Genomic DNA, 14,883 nt, shown 5'->3' on the forward strand with positions numbered 1-14,883 from the left:
TCCCTTTCAACGCGGACGCGAATAGGCGATGATGGCGGGACTGATGCGGGTAACCTAAAATTCACCCGTCATATTTAAACTTGTCCGTCGATAGCGGCTCTGGCGACGATGGGAACCCTCTGTTGCCGGCCTTTTTGTGGTTCGTTCGAGTTGGATTGGCTGATGTACAGGCTTCAAAAGGCGGGACATAAGCAGGCACGTCCGCTCGATGAAAAAACGGCGCCTGCCGCGAGAACCCATGGTTCCCTGCTGGACGATCTGGTGGATGAGGACGAGGTTTTCGAGCGCACGGTGCTGAAGGAGTATCTGGAGCCGAAACCGGCGAAAAACGTCGCCGAGCCGGCTGCGGCCGAGACGCCGGTGAAGACGGCTTCGCCGAGCGGCAGTCTGGCGACTGCGCTGCCGGGCCTGAAACATATCGACAGGATCGGTGTGGATGACGTCATCCTCTGGCTTCGCAAAGGCATTGTCTGGATCGTGCTGGCAATCGTTCTCTGCGTCGCCGGCGCGCTGACCTATGCCTCCATGACGCCGCCGCGCTACAAGGCCTATACGGATATCGTCGTTAATCCCTCCAACCTGAATGTCGTCAATGACGGCGTGTTTTCACCCAACCAGCAGCGCGACACGCAAATCCTCGAGGTGGAAAGCAAGCTGCGCACCATCACCTCGCGCAACGTGCTGGCGCGGGTGGTGGACGAGTTGAAGCTCGATCAGGATCCTGAATTCATCAGCCCGCCGCCGCTCGCCCGGCTGAAGGCGATGTTCTCATCGAAACCGGAAGATGACGACAACCGGGTCGGCGCGCTTCGTTCGCTCGGCGATCGGGTGGCGGCGGAACGCGACCCGCGCTCCTTTGTCGTGACGCTTTCGGTCTGGACCAATGATGCCGAAAAATCCGTGACTGTCTCCAAGGCCATCGTGAAGGCTTTCGAAAGCGAGCTATTCCAGACAAACTCCGATAGCAGTCAACGCGTCGTTGACGATCTCAGGAAGCGGCTCGAGGAAATGCGCGAGAATGTGACCGCCGCCGAAAAGCGCGTGGCCGATTTTCGCCGTGAGAACGGCCTGCAGGAAAATAACGGCCAGCTCGTCAGCAATCTGGCTTCCGGTGAGCTGAACGCTCAGGTGCTTGCGACCCAGCAGCGCCTCATTCAGGAAGAATCGCGCCTCAAGCAGATGGAGGCGGCGATTGCGCAGAACCGCACCCAGAGCGACGCCATATTCGACAGCCAGACGATGAATACCATCCGCGCGCAATACAGCACGCTGCAACAGCAGATCGGCGCGATGACGCTGACCTATGGCGCGCGCCATCCGCGGCTTGCGACAGCAGGGGCGGAGCGGGCGATGCTGGAGCAGGGAATGGCGGATGAGGCGCGGCGTATCCTTCAAGCGGCAAAGATCAACGTCGCGGAGGCGCGCTCCTCACTCGATGCCCTGCGGCTGAAAGCGGTGGCGGAACGCGCCAATGTCTTTACCGACAATGAGGCGCAGGTGCGGCTGCGCGATCTTGATCGTGACGCCCGCTCGGCGGCGGCGATCTATGAGACTTATCTCACCCGCTCACGCCAGCTGGCCGAACAGCAGTCGATCGATTCCACCAATGTACGGGTGATTTCGCAGCCGGTTGCGCCCAATTCCAGAAGCTGGCCGCCGGGCAAGCTGACGTTCCTGATTGCCGGCGGCATGGGCGGCCTGTTCCTTGGTCTGGCAATTGCTGTGGCGCTCGGCCTCTGGGGTTATCTTCGCCGGGACGATCACGCGGATGTCGCGGTGCGGTAAGAGAAGCCGGCTGCGTGCCGCCTTATTCTTCCGAAATCAGACCGTCATAAACCTCGAGCAGCGCTGCGGCGATGGCCGCGCCCAGCGCATTGCCGGCATCGCGAATGCCCGCTTCGTCACCGTCGCGAACCGAAATGGCAAGATCGGACGCTTCGTTGGCGACGATTTCTTTCGCCCGTTCTATCGCCCAGAGGCCGAAATCGCCGCGATTGTCGATCGAGATTGTTTCCATGGCCGGAGCCCTTCCGTGGTTTGATTTCCGCGTCCCTTAACCCATCGGCTGGAAAACCGGAATAGGCGGAAAATGTGGCGCACAACCTTCAGGCGTGTAAAATGGCCGCCGCATACGGGGATTTATAAAAATATTAATGATAGTTCTTCGTAGTGTTTGAAGCCTTATACCCTAAGCATAAGCGTGAATATAACAATGAAACGATGCCTATCTTGGACACCGGACAGATTATGACAGGGAGAGAGATGCCGGATGCGGAGGGGACTGGCCAGGTCTGGCCGGTTATTCCGCTTGCGGCGTTACCCATTACCGACGCGACCATCGACGAAACCGCGCGGGATTTCATCCTGCGCGCGACGACGGCGCGTGCGGCCGGTGCAAAACCGTTTTATTCGACATCGGCAAACGGTCAGGTCATCGCGCTCTGCCATCACGACCGGGAATTCGACGCCATGCTTCGGCAGGCGGACCAGATCCATGCGGACGGCATGTCGCTGGTGATCTTCTCCCGCAAATTCTGCCCGAAGGCATTGAGAGAACGGGTTGCGACCACGGATCTCGTTCATGCCGTTGCGAAGCGCGCCGAAGAGATGGGCAGCCGGTTTTATTTCCTCGGCGGTTCCGAAGAGGTGAACCGCGCGGCGGTCGAGGAAATGCAGAGGCTTTATCCGCGCCTCGTATTTGCTGGGCGGCGCAACGGTTATTTCAGCCGGGCCGAGGAAGAGGCGATCCTCGCCGATATCGCGGCATCCGGGACGGATATTCTCTGGGTTGGCTTCGGCATACCGCTGGAGCAGCGTTTCGTCTCGCGCAATCTCGACAGGCTTTCCGGCATCGCCGTGATCAAGACCTGCGGCGGCCTTTTCGATTTCCTCGCCGGCAAGAACAGCCGGGCGCCGCAATGGATGCAGGATATGGGGCTGGAATGGCTTTACCGGGCCATGCTCGAGCCGAAGCGGCTCGGAAAACGTTACCTGCTGACCAATCCTATCGCCATATATTCGCTGCTGAAGTATCGGTTCGGCGCTTCGGGACAAGGCCGCTAGATCATCGCGACAAGCTGCCGCTGCGCGAAGAATAAAGCGCGCGTTCTCCTCCCGCCCGACAATATAAGATTGTTCTAACTTATTGAATGGATGCGCTGCGTCGCTGAAATCCGTTGCAACTGCGAACATCTGCGCTACAGTGCATCAATATTACAAATTTATTCGAATCATAGATTTATTGAGGCCACCAATGGTGATTACGTCCATTTCTCTTTTAATATATGGAATTGGCACCGTTACCTCTCTCGCCATGACCTATATCGAAGGTGCCCGCCGCGGCAAGGACTGGGATTTTTATCGCGTCACCGGCATTGTCCTTTGTTTCTTCTGGCCGGTGCTCGTGCCGCTCCTCGTCCTTGCGACGGCCTTGTCGTCGTTCGGTTTCCAGAAACGGTTCACGAATACGATCTCGCTCGGCAGGCAAAAAACCCTTAGCTGAGCCGAAGCTATCCCGCTTCAGCTCTTCTTCGCCGGCGCCTTGTAGGGCGTGAGCGTAATGCCGAGGCTTGCCATCACGCGGCCGATGGACATCAGCGGCGGATGCGTTGCTGGCAGCAGGGTTCCGGTTTTCACGAAGGCGGAAACGGCGCGGACAAGAGACAGGCACAGGCTGACGGCGTTTTTGGCGGCAAGCAGCAGCCCACCCTTCAGGCCGGGGCGTCGGGCACGGTCGATGCTGTAATTGATGATGCCGGTTCGGAGCGAGCGCTCCATGATCCAGCGTGGCGCCATGCGGTTTTCCGGCACATATTCGATGATGAGCGCTTGCGCATTCCAGGCGAATTTGAAACCGGCCTTGCGGCAGCGGGTGAAGAAATCCATGTCGCCGCCGCCTAGGAAGTTGAAGCGCACGTCGAATTCCGGTTTCGCCAGCGTCTCGAAAACCCGCCGTGAGATCAGGCAGTTGCCCGATCCGTGGATTTGCTCGACGGGGCCGGTCGGCGCTTCGATGGAGCCGAACAGCGGATGCGAGAGAACCGCCTTCGAAGCCGGCGCGTCGAATTCCCGGTTGACGGGGCCGCCGACGATATCGACGCCGAAGGATTTCGCCGCCGCAACCATTTCGGCAAGCCAGACGGGGGAGGCGGCCTCGTCGTCATCGATCATCAGGAACCACTCAGCCGAAGCATAGTTTTGCCGGGCGGTGCGGAAGGCGGTGTTGATGGCGTAACAATTTCCCTGCGTCGGTTCGACCAATGCCTCGCCGGCCATGCCGCTTTCGGCGAAAAAGGCGCGCGCGACCGCGAGACCCGCCTGGCCCGCGCCGTCATTATCGACCACGACGATGGCGAAGGGAAAATCGACCTTCTGGGCTGCGAGCGACCGAAGGGTCTTTTTCAGGCCTTCCGGCCGGCGGAAACTCGGAATGCACACCACCGCTTCCGGCATGATCTCGGACATGGAAACTCCTAAATTCCGGCAAGCGCTGCGGCGGAAAAAACGACGGCCCTGAGGCTCTGGCGCGGGCGGTTGAGGAAGGTATCGGCCAGCGCCGAAAAGGCCTCGCGGTAGCGGCGGGCGCGGAAGGCCTGCGCCACGGTATAGGCATTCATATGGTTTTCGGACCGGCGGCGAAGCCGCCGCAGCTCCGGCGGCGAAACGGCAGCGACGATGGCCGGGTCGGAAAACACGGCCTCGATTGCCGGTTCGCAATCCCGGAAGGTCAAAAGCCGGTTCATCATCACGCTCGTCCTGTGCACGCGGTAATCCAGCACATGGCAGCCGGGCAGGTAAACGAAACGGCCGGCGGCGGCGAGCCGGCACCAGCCATACCAGTCTTCGGCATAACGCAAAGTCTCGTCGAAACCGCCGAATTCCTGAAAGATGCGGGTTCTGATCAGCATGATGCCGCCATTGACGATGAAGTTGCCGCCGAGCAGCGGCTGGAGAATGAACCCATCGGGTTTTTCCCGGCGGCGAATGAGGTTGCGCCGGCCGATCTTGACGCCATTTTCATCGATGCGCTCGTAATCGCCATAAACGGCGACGACATCCGGCCCGGAAATGCCGGCGCAAAGGGCCGCTATGGCGCCCGGTTTCAGGCGATCGTCGGCGTCGAGAAACATCGTCCATTCGCCGCGCGCCTGCGACAGGCCGAAATTGCGCACGGCGGAAACGCCCTGCCTTCCCTGTGGCCGGGCAAGCAATTTGACGCGAGGGTCGGAAAAACCTTCCACCTTTTGTGCTGTGGTGTCGGTGGAGCCGTCATCGACCACCAGCACTTCGCCGATGGTCTCGCCCTGCAGCAACACGCTTTCGATCGCTTCCACGATGTAACGCTCGCCATTGCGAACGGGAATGACAATCGAAACGGAAACCAAGACTTCAAACTCCATGCGGCGTGGGCCAAGAATTCGCACAGCGAAGTTACTACCGCATTAAGCGGGTCTGGCCAATTATGACGTGGTATAACGTCGGTTAACCTTGCAAATCTTTAATATCCTTTTCCTATGATCGGAATGTTATGTTTTGGGAGTAAAGGTTGCGGAGGCGGGTGCATGCGGATTGGGCGGCGGAATTTTATGGGCGGTGCGGCAAGCGCTGGCCTGCTGCATGCCGTGGCCGGCCCGGCCTTTGCCGCGCAGAAGAAAGCGGCGAGTAAAACCGCCCCTTATGGCGCGGCTGTTTACCTGCCGGATCTCACCGCCGATAGCCGCATCGGCGAGGCGGTAGTGAAATATTGCTCGCGCATCACCCCCGTTACCGAAATGAAATGGGAGGTCCTGCGGCCTTCGGCGGAGGTGTTCGATTTCGCCGCTGCCGATGCAATCGCCAATTTCGCCCGTCAGCACAAGCTTTCCATGCACGGCCATCCGCTGATCTGGTATGCCTCCAACGCGCCCTGGCTTGCGAGCATCGGCGGCGGCGTGAAGGTCGAGAAGCTGATGGAGACCCATATCGTCACGGTGATGGAGCGTTATAAGGACGTGATCCATAGCTGGGATGTGGTCAATGAGCCGATCCCCGACGTGCCGGGCAATGTGCGCGCGCGGCGCGATGCCTGGTATTACGGCGCCGGGCCGGACGCCATCAAGAAAGCTTTCGAGATCGCCCACGCCGTCGATCCGAAGGCGCAGCTCGTGCTCAATGAATATGATGTCGAATTTGCCGCCGAGAAATCGCCGGCCAAGCGCGCGGCCTTCCGCAATCTCATTCTCGAACTGCTGGAGAAGGGCGCGCCGATCAACGCCGTCGGCCTGCAGGGGCATTTGCGCGGCGGCTGGCCGATCGCCAAGGACGAGCTTGCCGCCTTCACGACGGAAATGCGCAGTTACGGTCTTGCCGTTCTGGTAACGGAGCTGGATGTGATGGACCAGACGCTGCCCGCGCCGGAAGCCGAACGCGATATGCTGATCAACGGCCAGGTCCGTGAATTTCTGGAGGCGGCTTCCGCGGGCGGCGCGCTTTCCTCCATCACCACATGGGGCATCTCGGATCAATATAGCTGGATCCGCTGGGCCTATCCGCGCCGGGACGGCACCGCCAACCGGCCGCTGCCGCTGGACTGGAGTTTCAACGAAAAACCCATGATGGCCATCATCAATGAATTCCGGAACCGTGGTGCATGACTATGAATGCTGAAATGCCGCTTCCTCCCGTGCAAAAGGCGCTGCAAATCAACCTGCACCCCTTCGATGCCCCGCATGCGGCCCTGACCCTGCCGCATCAGCTCAGGGTCTGGGGCGGACAGGTGGACCGCATTCTGCTGACCGTCGATACGGGCCAGGTGGGGGCCGGCCGCTACAAGGGCAACGGTTTCGATGCGGCGCGCCAGCGTCTCTTCGACATGCTGGAGGAAATGCAGACCAATTATCCGCATCTCTCCGTGGATATCGTCGATTACAGCGATGCGGCGCGCAGCACCGTGACGGAAACCTTCTTTCCCCGCTCGCCGATCCCCTATCCCGCCAAGGCTTTCGATGGCGGGCCTTTCCATGTCTATTTCTACGGGCTGAAACGCGCCAATGCCCGTTATGTGCTGCATATGGACAGCGACATGATGTTCGGCGGCGGCAGCCAGAGCTGGTTCGGCGAGGCCATCGCGCTCCAGAAGGCCAATCCGGATGCGCTTTGCATCACGCCCTTTTCCGGGCCGCCGACGGTGCGCGGCGATCTGGATATTTCCCGCCATGTCGGCATGCCCGGCGTAAAAAATATTCCTGCGCCGCGCAAGCTGCCGTCGCGCATTCCCACCTGGCGTTTCGCCACCGTTTCCACCCGGCTTTTCATGATCGACATGGAACGTTTTGCGAAACGCATCGGTTCGCTGGAACTGCTCAAGCCCGATGTCAAACGCCGCATCCGCTCCTATGCCTATAACCAGCAGCCTGTCTCGATGCCCGCCGAGGAGGTGCTGAGCACGAACATGATGCGCACGGGTGTTTATCGCCTCGATTTTCTCGGCACGGGCAAGGGCATGTACTCACTGCATCCGCCCTATCGTTCGCCGGAATTTTATGCGGCGCTGGCCTCCATCGTCGAGCGCATCGAAAAGGGCGATATTCCCGAAGGCCAGCTCGGCGATTTCGACATCAACGGATCGATGGTGGACTGGACCAGCGCGCTGGCGGCCAAGACGCGCTCCAAACGTTATGCGAAAGCGCTGCGCCATCTCATCTCGGCCAATGTCGGGCGGTTCAGCAAGGCTTGAGGGTTTCGATCCGTCTTCCGTCGTGAAGGCGGGGCGGGGGCTCAATAGTCTGTGATGAGCTTGCTCCAGCTCTCCGAGCACAGTCCGCCAATATAGATATCGCCGGCCAGCGCCCTTTCCCGCAGGGCGTCGTCGCGCGTCGCCATGCAGAAATAACCGTCATGGCGGAAGCTCATGTGGTTCTGGCGGTAAAGCGCGTTGATGAGAAAGGGCTGCGCCATGCCGGTGACATGGGCATAGTTCGCGTCATCGAAATGGCGGAACAGGGTGTTGAGGACATCGTTTTCGCAACCGGCATCGCAGACGAAATTGAGCACATAGGCCGTTCTGCCCCGCTGGCCGAAAAACAGCGCAGCGCCCATGGCATGGCCTTCGGCATTCTCGATCACCACGCCTTTCAGTTCGCCGAGACTCTCATTGGCCCTGCTCATCTCTATCAGCCAGTGGAATTCCTCGTGAGACCATTCCGGGCGGATGGAAAAACGCTCGATCATCGCGAGCGCCCTGCGGCGGAAGGTTTCGTAATCCACGGTTCTCACCGTAGCGCCCGCGGCCTCCTGCGGTCTCAGACCCTTTTTCCACCGTCGCAGGATTCCATCCACAAATCCGAGCGCGGCGAGCGCCAGCGTGGTTTTGGCCAGTTTCGAACGGCGCGGCATGCGCAGCGCGATGGTGCAGAAGGGCTTGAGCGCCTTGTGCCATTGCAGGCTTTCAATCGGCAGCATGTTGCCGCCGGTCGCCACCCAGTGATCGGCGCTGACCGGTGAAGCCGTATCCGAGAACAACATGTCGTGTTTGGAGGCCCGCATGCCGCGGGACAGACGCGCCGCACCGAGTGCGCCGCGTTTGCCGTCCGATGCGAAGGCGCAGAGCAGCCGTGCGGTAATGGTTTTTCCATTCGCAACGAAGCGCATGGGCACGGCGAGGATGACGCTGGTGACCCCGTTCTCCCCGGCATCGTAGACAACGCTGCCGTTTTCCGGACTGAAGGCGGGACTGCCGAAAAACAGTTTTTCGATATAGGAGCCGAAATCGAAGTTCCGCTCCTGCCCGGTTTTCCTGAAAGCGCTGTTGAGCACGGCCTCGACAGCCGGAACGTCTTCCCTGCGCATGGGGCGGATGCCGGACACACCGATTTGAACCGGGCGTTGTGTCAAGTGACCGCTATCGCCATCGTCCACATGGGTGTGTATCGGAACGTCCACCGTCGGCCCCCACCTTTTTACGCATTGACGAAATCAACCATAGGCAGCGTATATTTGAATGTATTAATATAGATATAAAACCTGCAATCCGGTGGAATCGAAAGTATCGGATTTGGAGTAAACCATATTAATATCAATATATTGATCTGCATCAACCACATCGGTTGAGGTTAACAAAATACGCTCAAGCAAGCAACCTTTGGATGAAATACGGATAAATTTTTATAGGCGATTTTTTGGGGTTTGGCGTCTACGGGCTCCGATTTCCCGAGGAAAAGCGCACGATCGCGGTACTATTTCCCCGTGCATCATGAATAACTAAAAAATAGGATTTGCGCGGGATATTAGTATTATCGAATATGCGAAGCACGAGTTTCAATGCGGGTGGCTTCAGGAAAGAGGGAGAGAAAAACCCCTTATGGATGCAGCGCATGGCGAACAGGGGCGTGGCTACTGGCGGGACGTGTTGTTTTACGTGACGTTCCTGTTTTTCACGGTCGGCTTTTCGCCCTATATCTCGCTCTCATCGACCTATCAGGGCTCCGCCATGGCGGCCGGGTCCAACCTGCTCAACCAGTTGACCGCGATCATCCTGTTTTTCAGTTTCCTGGCCTTCATGGCGAAGGAGCGGTCGTTTTCCATCCTCTTCATGCCGCGCCTGCTGATGGCGGCGATTTTCGGCTGGTTTGTCCTGACCTCGCTTGCGGGCGAAGCGCCGCTATTTTCGCTCAGGCGGCTGGTCATGTCCGCCATCATCTGTGTGCTTGCCGGCGGCTTCCTGCAATTGCCGCGCACCGAGCGGCATTTCACGACGCTGCTTGCCACATGCGCCCTGATCATATTGTTCCTGTGCTATTTCGGAATCACCGTGCTGCCCTCGCGCTCGATCCATCAGGCCAGCGATGCGCTGGAGCCGCTGCTGGCGGGGGACTGGCGCGGGGTTTTCCGCCATAAGAACGAGGCCGCCTCGGTCATGGCGGTGTTGATTATCGTCGGTATTTATCTCTGCAAGCGCTGGTCCTTCATCGGCGGGCTGTCGGTGCTGTTGCTGTCGCTGGTCTTTCTGGTCAAGTCGGGCGGCAAGACCGCGCTCGGGCTGATGCCGATCATTATTGCGGCAGGCTGGTTCATCCTGCGCTGGCCGCGCTGGCGTTATACGGTCGTGACCCTGTTTCTGGCGGTTTTTGCGCTGGTGACCGTCGGCACCACGGTCGATCCCGTCTTTTCGCAGATGCTGACGAAGCTGGGGCTCGACGCCAGCTTTACCGGCAGACGGGATATCTGGACCGTCGCCATCGATTACATCCGTCAAAGCCCGCTTCTGGGATACGGCTATCAGGCCTTCTGGCGCAGCGATGCCCTGATGTCGAGTTTCACCGAGAACAATACCTGGGCGACGACCGCGCCGGATTCGCACAATGGTTATTTCGACCTTCTGCTGGCGGGTGGCGTGCCGGGTCTGGTGCTGGTGATGGTGTGGATTTATCTCCTGCCGCTGCACTATCTCGGCAAAATGAACGAGGCCACGCGCAACAGTCCGCTGACGCGGCTTTATGTCGGCGTATGGCTTTATGTGTTGCTCTACGGCTTTCTGGAAACGCTGTTTTTCCTCAGCACCGGCTTCGTCTGGTTCTTCCTCATCGTCGCCGTGATGGGTCTGCACCTTCAGGCCAATGCCAGCCTCGTGGAGGAGGAGGCGGAGGGGGAACCGAAGAGAGCCATCGGTGGAGCGGGCATCGCCCCGATACCGATGCAAGGGCAGGTTTCCCCTGTTGTTCGCTCCAGATGATATTTTGAAATGATTTTTCGTTGCAAATATGTAAAAGAGCCGATTGTTGCGCGCGTCTGCGGCTATTTTCGCTAAACATGCGCGGCTCAAGTCTTTGTTATTGTGCACGTCGCACCGCGAAACCCCGGCTATTGGCGTGGCGGCACTAAAAAAAACGGATCGGCTAGGTCAATCGATGGCAGATACAGGCGCCTGCGCGCTCGAGGCGGATGACATCCACAAGAGCTTCGGCACGCATGAAGTTTTGAAGGGCGTTTCCTTGCAGGCCCACAAGGGCGATGTCATCTCGATCATCGGGTCCTCCGGTTCCGGCAAAAGCACCTTTCTGCGCTGCATGAATTTTCTCGAAACGCCGGATCGCGGCCGCGTCATCGTCAATGGCGAGGAAATCGCCACAAAAACCGGACGGGACGGCAAGGCCGTGCCGAAAAGCTGGCGGCAGGTGGAAAAACTGCGCACCGGCCTTGGCATGGTGTTCCAGAATTTCAATCTCTGGGCCCATCGCACCGTTCTGGAAAACGTGATCGAGGCGCCCGTTCATGTTCTCGGCGTCAGGCGGCAGGAGGCGGTTGAGAAGGCCGAAGCCCTGCTGAACAAGGTTGGGCTTTATGACAAGAAAAACGCCTATCCGGCATTCCTGTCCGGCGGGCAGCAGCAACGTGCCGCCATTGCGCGCGCGCTCTGCATGGAGCCGGCGGTGATGCTGTTCGACGAACCCACTTCGGCGCTCGATCCGGAACTGGTGGGCGAGGTTCTGAAGGTCATCCGCGATCTGGCCGAAGAAGGCCGCACCATGCTGCTCGTCACCCACGAAATGCGCTTTGCGCGCGATGTATCCTCGCAGGTCGTGTTTTTGCATCAGGGCCGGGTGGAGGAGGCGGGGCCGCCGGCGCAGGTGTTCGGAAACCCCTTGAGCGCCCGCTGCCGGGAATTTACCGGCGCGCTCACCAATTGACCCTTTTGCCTGACAGTCCGTATTTAACAGGAGAGACTTGAATGAAATTTTTCGCCACGCTGCTTGCCGGAACGGCATTTGCGTTTTCCGCCTTCACCGCCAGCGCCGACGTGCGCTTCGGCATCATGAACGAGGCCTATCCGCCCTTCTTCGCCAAGGATGCGAGCGGCAAGTGGCAGGGCTGGGAAATCGACCTCATGGACGCCGTCTGCGCGGAAATGAAGGAAAAATGCTCGATCGTGGAACTGTCGTGGGATGGCCTGATCCCGGCGCTGCAGACGAAGAAATTCGACGTCATCTGGTCGTCCATGTCGAACACGGAAGAGCGTCAGAAGATCATCGATTTCACCGATAAATATTACAACACGCCGAGCAAGCTGATCGGCGCCAAGGGTGAAAAGGCGGGTGCGACGGCCGAGGACGTCAAGGGCAAGACCATCGGCATTCAGGTGGCCACCATCCAGTCCGAATATTACAAGAAATATTTTGCCGGTGTCGCCGATGAGAAGACCTACCAGACGCTGGACGAGGCGTTTCAGGATCTCGCGGCTGGCCGCATCGATTACGTCTTCGGCGATTCCATCGTTCTCGACGCTTTCGTGAAGAGCGATGCGGGCAAGGATTGCTGCGCCGACATGGGCGATGTCGCCGACGACAAGGAAATCCTCGGTCTCGGCGTTTCCGGCGGCCTGCGCAAGGAAGACACCGAACTCAAGGCCAAGCTGAATGCGGCAATCGCCGCCGTGCGCGCCAGCGGCAAATATGACGAGATCACCAGAAAGTACTTCAGCTTCGACATCTACGGCAGCAAGCCCTGATCGGTCATATCAATGGCAAGCCTTGAAACCACGTTGCAGCTTCTGTCACCCTATCCTCCGGGATGGGGCGGCACCCTTTTGAAGGGTGCGGCGTCGACACTTGCCATTTCCGCCGGTGCCTATCTCATCGGTATCGTCATCGGGCTTGCCGGCGCGCTCGGCAAGCTGTCCGGTAACAGGCCGCTTGGCCTGTTGCTCAATTTCTACACCACGGCGATCCGCGCCGTTCCCGAACTCATTCTCATTGTCGGGCTTTATTATGCCGGTACGGATGGGCTCAACCGGCTGTTGCTGCTGGCCGGCATGCCGCCGCTGGAGGTGAACGGTTTCGTCGCTGCCGTTGCGGTTCTGGGTTTCGTGCAGGGGGCCTATATGACCGAGGTGCTGCGCGGGGCGATCCTTGCCATTCCGAGCGGGCAGATCGAGGCGGCGCGCGCCTTCGGCATGTCGCCGGCCTTACGTTTCCGTCGGGTGGTCTTGCCGGCGCTTTTGCCGAACGCCTTGCCGGGGCTCGGCAATCTCTGGCTTGCGGTGACCAAGGATAGTGCTCTGGTGGCGGTCGTCGGTTATCAGGAACTGGCGCTGGCGACGCGGCTGGCCGGGGCCAGCACCAAGCAATATTTCCTGTTCCTCCTTGCCGCCGCCCTGCTTTACCTTGCCATCACGCTCGTTTCGAACCTCGTTTTTTCGCTGATCGAGCGCCGCGTGCGGCGCGGCCAGCCGGCCCTGGCCTGAGGAGGGGACGGCATGGATTTTTCATGGGTCGCGAAATATTGGCCGCTGCTTCTTTCGGGTGCATGGCAGACGGTGGCGCTGCTCGCCATCTCCGTCAGCATCGGTTTTCTCCTCGCCATCGGGCTTGCGTTTGCGCAGGTGAGCGGCGGGCGGGTGACGAAAATCCTGGCGCGGGCCTATTGCACCTTCTTCCGGGGCACGCCGCTGCTCATCCAGCTCTGGCTGCTTTATTACGGCGTTGGCTCGCTTCTGCCGATGATCCCCGGCCTGCGCCAGAGCTTTATGTGGCCGGTGCTGCGCGAAGGGTTCTTCTTTGCGGCCGTGAGCTTCACGCTGAATTATGCGGCCTATGAGGCGGAAGTTCTGCGCGGCGCGCTGCTGGCGGTTCCGAAAGGTGAGCTGGAGGCGGGCAGGGCTTTCGGCATGGGCCGTTTCACCCTCATTCGCCGCATCTGGCTGCCGCGCGCCATCCGCATCGCGCTGCCGACCATTGCCGGCGAGGTGGTGATGCAGCTTAAAGCCACGCCGCTTGCTTTCACCGTGACGGTGATGGACCTCTACGCCGTCGCCTACAAGGTGCGGCAGGACACGCTTCTGGTCTATGAGCCGCTGATCGTCGTCACCGTCTTCTATCTCATTCTCACCGCCATCATCGCCCGCTGTTTCGGCCTTGTCGAACAGCAGGTGCCGGTCAGGCGATAAACATTCAGGGAGTATGACCATGAGCACAATCCGTATCCTCGACGGCGGCATGAGCCGCGAATTGCAGCGGCTCGGGGCCGAGCTGAAACAGCCGGAATGGTCGGCGCTGGCGCTTATCGACGCGCCCGATATCGTGCGGCAGGTGCATGCGGAATTCATCGAAGCCGGCGCCGATGTCGTCACCACCAATTCTTATGCGCTGGTGCCGTTCCACATTGGCGAAGAGCGTTTCCAGAATGATGGCGCATCGCTGATCGCCCTTTCCGGCAGGCTGGCGCGCGAAGCGGCGGATGCTTCCGGTCGCAAGGTGCTGGTGGCGGGTTCGCTGCCGCCGATTTTCGGTTCCTATGAGCCGCAGAATTTCGATGCCACGCGGGTGCAGGCCTATCTGAAGGTGCTGGTCGACAATCTTGCGCCCCATGTCGATGTCTGGCTCGGTGAGACCCTCAGCCTGATCGCCGAGGGCGAAGCGGTGCGCGAGGCCGTTGCCGCAACCGGCAAACCGTTCTGGATTTCCTTCACGCTCAACGACGATGCGGCTGCGGCCGGCGCCGAGCCTGCGCTTCGCTCCGGTGAAACGGTCAGGGCGGCGGCCGAATGGGCGGCGCAATCGGGTGCCGCCGCGCTTCTGTTCAATTGCAGTAAGCCGGAAGTCATGAAGGCCGCCGTCGAGACGGCCGCCGCCGTCTTCGCGGAAAAGGCTGTGTCGCTGGAAATCGGCGTCTACGCCAATGCCTTCGAAGGCGAGCAGGGCGATTCCGCCGCCAATGAAGGGCTGCATAGCACGCGCGCCGATCTGACCGGCGATGTCTATTCCCGTTTTGCCTGCTCCTGGGCGGATGCGGGCGCGACCATGATCGGCGGCTGCTGCGGCATTGGTGCGGCGCATATCCACACGGTTGCGACAGCGCTGCGGCGCGCGGCGGCCTGACGCGAGCGCTTCCAACGCCACTATCGGAAATGCA

Annotated in this window: 15 protein-coding genes; 11 read left to right on the plus strand and 4 right to left on the minus strand. The window is 59.9% G+C overall.

Going from position 1 to position 14,883, the window contains the following annotated elements:
- The first annotated feature begins 162 nt into the window (after positions 1 to 162).
- Positions 163 to 1,785: a polysaccharide biosynthesis protein UppM gene (gene uppM, locus PIB16_RS07305; protein ID WP_271045309.1), complete on the plus strand. Its 1,623-nt coding sequence runs from the start codon at positions 163 to 165 to the stop codon at positions 1,783 to 1,785.
- Between the two features lie 22 nt (positions 1,786 to 1,807).
- Here the strand turns inward: uppM and PIB16_RS07310 are convergent, their stop codons facing one another.
- Positions 1,808 to 2,017: a hypothetical protein gene (locus PIB16_RS07310; RefSeq protein WP_003509414.1), complete on the minus strand. Its 210-nt coding sequence runs from the start codon at positions 2,015 to 2,017 to the stop codon at positions 1,808 to 1,810.
- Positions 2,018 to 2,262: 245 nt separating this feature from the next.
- On the opposite strand from PIB16_RS07310, the gene uppL reads away from it, so the two are divergent.
- The gene (gene uppL / locus PIB16_RS07315; RefSeq protein ID WP_271045481.1) at positions 2,263 to 3,063 is read left to right on the plus strand and encodes a polysaccharide biosynthesis UDP-hexose transferase UppL; all 801 of its coding nucleotides are present in this window, start codon (positions 2,263 to 2,265) and stop codon (positions 3,061 to 3,063) included.
- Positions 3,064 to 3,253: 190 nt separating this feature from the next.
- Complete coding sequence (locus PIB16_RS07320) at positions 3,254 to 3,502, plus strand: hypothetical protein (RefSeq protein WP_271045310.1); 249 nt, start codon at positions 3,254 to 3,256, stop codon at positions 3,500 to 3,502.
- 17 nt (positions 3,503 to 3,519) lie between these two features.
- Here the strand turns inward: PIB16_RS07320 and uppJ are convergent, their stop codons facing one another.
- Both uppJ and uppH read right to left on the minus strand, forming a co-directional pair.
- Positions 3,520 to 4,464 (minus strand): polysaccharide biosynthesis UDP-hexose transferase UppJ, encoded by a 945-nt coding sequence (gene uppJ / locus PIB16_RS07325; protein ID WP_125145492.1) that lies wholly within the window; start codon positions 4,462 to 4,464, stop codon positions 3,520 to 3,522.
- Positions 4,465 to 4,472: 8 nt separating this feature from the next.
- Entirely contained in the window at positions 4,473 to 5,384 is a 912-nt protein-coding gene (gene uppH, locus PIB16_RS07330; protein WP_271045311.1) for a polysaccharide biosynthesis endo-1,4-beta-xylanase UppH, read from the minus strand.
- 177 nt (positions 5,385 to 5,561) lie between these two features.
- Between uppH and uppI the strand changes: the two genes are divergently transcribed.
- Complete coding sequence (gene uppI, locus PIB16_RS07335) at positions 5,562 to 6,632, plus strand: polysaccharide biosynthesis UDP-hexose transferase UppI (RefSeq protein ID WP_271045312.1); 1,071 nt, start codon at positions 5,562 to 5,564, stop codon at positions 6,630 to 6,632.
- Positions 6,633 to 6,634: 2 nt separating this feature from the next.
- A complete protein-coding gene (uppG, locus tag PIB16_RS07340) occupies positions 6,635 to 7,714 on the plus strand; it encodes a polysaccharide biosynthesis glycosyltransferase UppG (RefSeq protein WP_271045482.1) in 1,080 nt (359 codons plus the stop codon).
- Positions 7,715 to 7,755: 41 nt separating this feature from the next.
- Here uppG and PIB16_RS07345 read toward each other — a convergent pair whose 3' ends face one another.
- Complete coding sequence (locus PIB16_RS07345) at positions 7,756 to 8,826, minus strand: GNAT family N-acetyltransferase (protein WP_271045483.1); 1,071 nt, start codon at positions 8,824 to 8,826, stop codon at positions 7,756 to 7,758.
- A 511-nt stretch (positions 8,827 to 9,337) separates the two neighbouring features.
- On the opposite strand from PIB16_RS07345, the gene uppW reads away from it, so the two are divergent.
- The 6 genes from uppW (at position 9,338) to PIB16_RS07375 (ending at position 14,849) form a co-directional block, all read left to right on the plus strand.
- The gene (gene uppW / locus PIB16_RS07350; protein WP_271045313.1) at positions 9,338 to 10,708 is read left to right on the plus strand and encodes a Wzy-type polysaccharide biosynthesis protein UppW; all 1,371 of its coding nucleotides are present in this window, start codon (positions 9,338 to 9,340) and stop codon (positions 10,706 to 10,708) included.
- A gap of 175 nt (positions 10,709 to 10,883) precedes the next feature.
- Positions 10,884 to 11,663, plus strand: a complete 780-nt coding sequence (locus PIB16_RS07355; protein WP_065655095.1) for an ABC transporter ATP-binding protein — start codon at positions 10,884 to 10,886, stop codon at positions 11,661 to 11,663.
- 41 nt (positions 11,664 to 11,704) lie between these two features.
- The gene (locus tag PIB16_RS07360; RefSeq protein WP_271045314.1) at positions 11,705 to 12,481 is read left to right on the plus strand and encodes a transporter substrate-binding domain-containing protein; all 777 of its coding nucleotides are present in this window, start codon (positions 11,705 to 11,707) and stop codon (positions 12,479 to 12,481) included.
- A 12-nt stretch (positions 12,482 to 12,493) separates the two neighbouring features.
- On the plus strand, positions 12,494 to 13,216 hold the full coding sequence (locus PIB16_RS07365; RefSeq protein ID WP_271045315.1) for an ABC transporter permease: 723 nt from the start codon (positions 12,494 to 12,496) through the stop codon (positions 13,214 to 13,216).
- A 12-nt stretch (positions 13,217 to 13,228) separates the two neighbouring features.
- On the plus strand, positions 13,229 to 13,918 hold the full coding sequence (locus tag PIB16_RS07370; protein WP_065655092.1) for an ABC transporter permease: 690 nt from the start codon (positions 13,229 to 13,231) through the stop codon (positions 13,916 to 13,918).
- Positions 13,919 to 13,937: 19 nt separating this feature from the next.
- Positions 13,938 to 14,849: a homocysteine S-methyltransferase family protein gene (locus tag PIB16_RS07375; protein WP_271045316.1), complete on the plus strand. Its 912-nt coding sequence runs from the start codon at positions 13,938 to 13,940 to the stop codon at positions 14,847 to 14,849.
- The last annotated feature ends 34 nt before the right edge of the window (positions 14,850 to 14,883 follow it).

The organism is Agrobacterium sp. ST15.13.015, assembly GCF_027871645.1.
Lineage (GTDB): Bacteria > Pseudomonadota > Alphaproteobacteria > Rhizobiales > Rhizobiaceae > Agrobacterium > Agrobacterium leguminum.

Coding starts and splice junctions, on each gene's coding strand:
- uppM (WP_271045309.1), top strand. CDS start 163: ATGTACAGGCTTCAAAAGGCGGGACATAAGCAGGCACGTCCGCTCGAT.
- PIB16_RS07310 (WP_003509414.1), bottom strand. CDS start 2,017: ATGGAAACAATCTCGATCGACAATCGCGGCGATTTCGGCCTCTGGGCG.
- uppL (WP_271045481.1), top strand. CDS start 2,263: ATGCCGGATGCGGAGGGGACTGGCCAGGTCTGGCCGGTTATTCCGCTT.
- PIB16_RS07320 (WP_271045310.1), top strand. CDS start 3,254: ATGGTGATTACGTCCATTTCTCTTTTAATATATGGAATTGGCACCGTT.
- uppJ (WP_125145492.1), bottom strand. CDS start 4,464: ATGTCCGAGATCATGCCGGAAGCGGTGGTGTGCATTCCGAGTTTCCGC.
- uppI (WP_271045312.1), top strand. CDS start 5,562: ATGCGGATTGGGCGGCGGAATTTTATGGGCGGTGCGGCAAGCGCTGGC.
- uppG (WP_271045482.1), top strand. CDS start 6,635: ATGAATGCTGAAATGCCGCTTCCTCCCGTGCAAAAGGCGCTGCAAATC.
- PIB16_RS07345 (WP_271045483.1), bottom strand. CDS start 8,826: ATGCGCAGGGAAGACGTTCCGGCTGTCGAGGCCGTGCTCAACAGCGCT.
- uppW (WP_271045313.1), top strand. CDS start 9,338: ATGGATGCAGCGCATGGCGAACAGGGGCGTGGCTACTGGCGGGACGTG.
- PIB16_RS07355 (WP_065655095.1), top strand. CDS start 10,884: ATGGCAGATACAGGCGCCTGCGCGCTCGAGGCGGATGACATCCACAAG.
- PIB16_RS07360 (WP_271045314.1), top strand. CDS start 11,705: ATGAAATTTTTCGCCACGCTGCTTGCCGGAACGGCATTTGCGTTTTCC.
- PIB16_RS07365 (WP_271045315.1), top strand. CDS start 12,494: ATGGCAAGCCTTGAAACCACGTTGCAGCTTCTGTCACCCTATCCTCCG.
- PIB16_RS07370 (WP_065655092.1), top strand. CDS start 13,229: ATGGATTTTTCATGGGTCGCGAAATATTGGCCGCTGCTTCTTTCGGGT.
- PIB16_RS07375 (WP_271045316.1), top strand. CDS start 13,938: ATGAGCACAATCCGTATCCTCGACGGCGGCATGAGCCGCGAATTGCAG.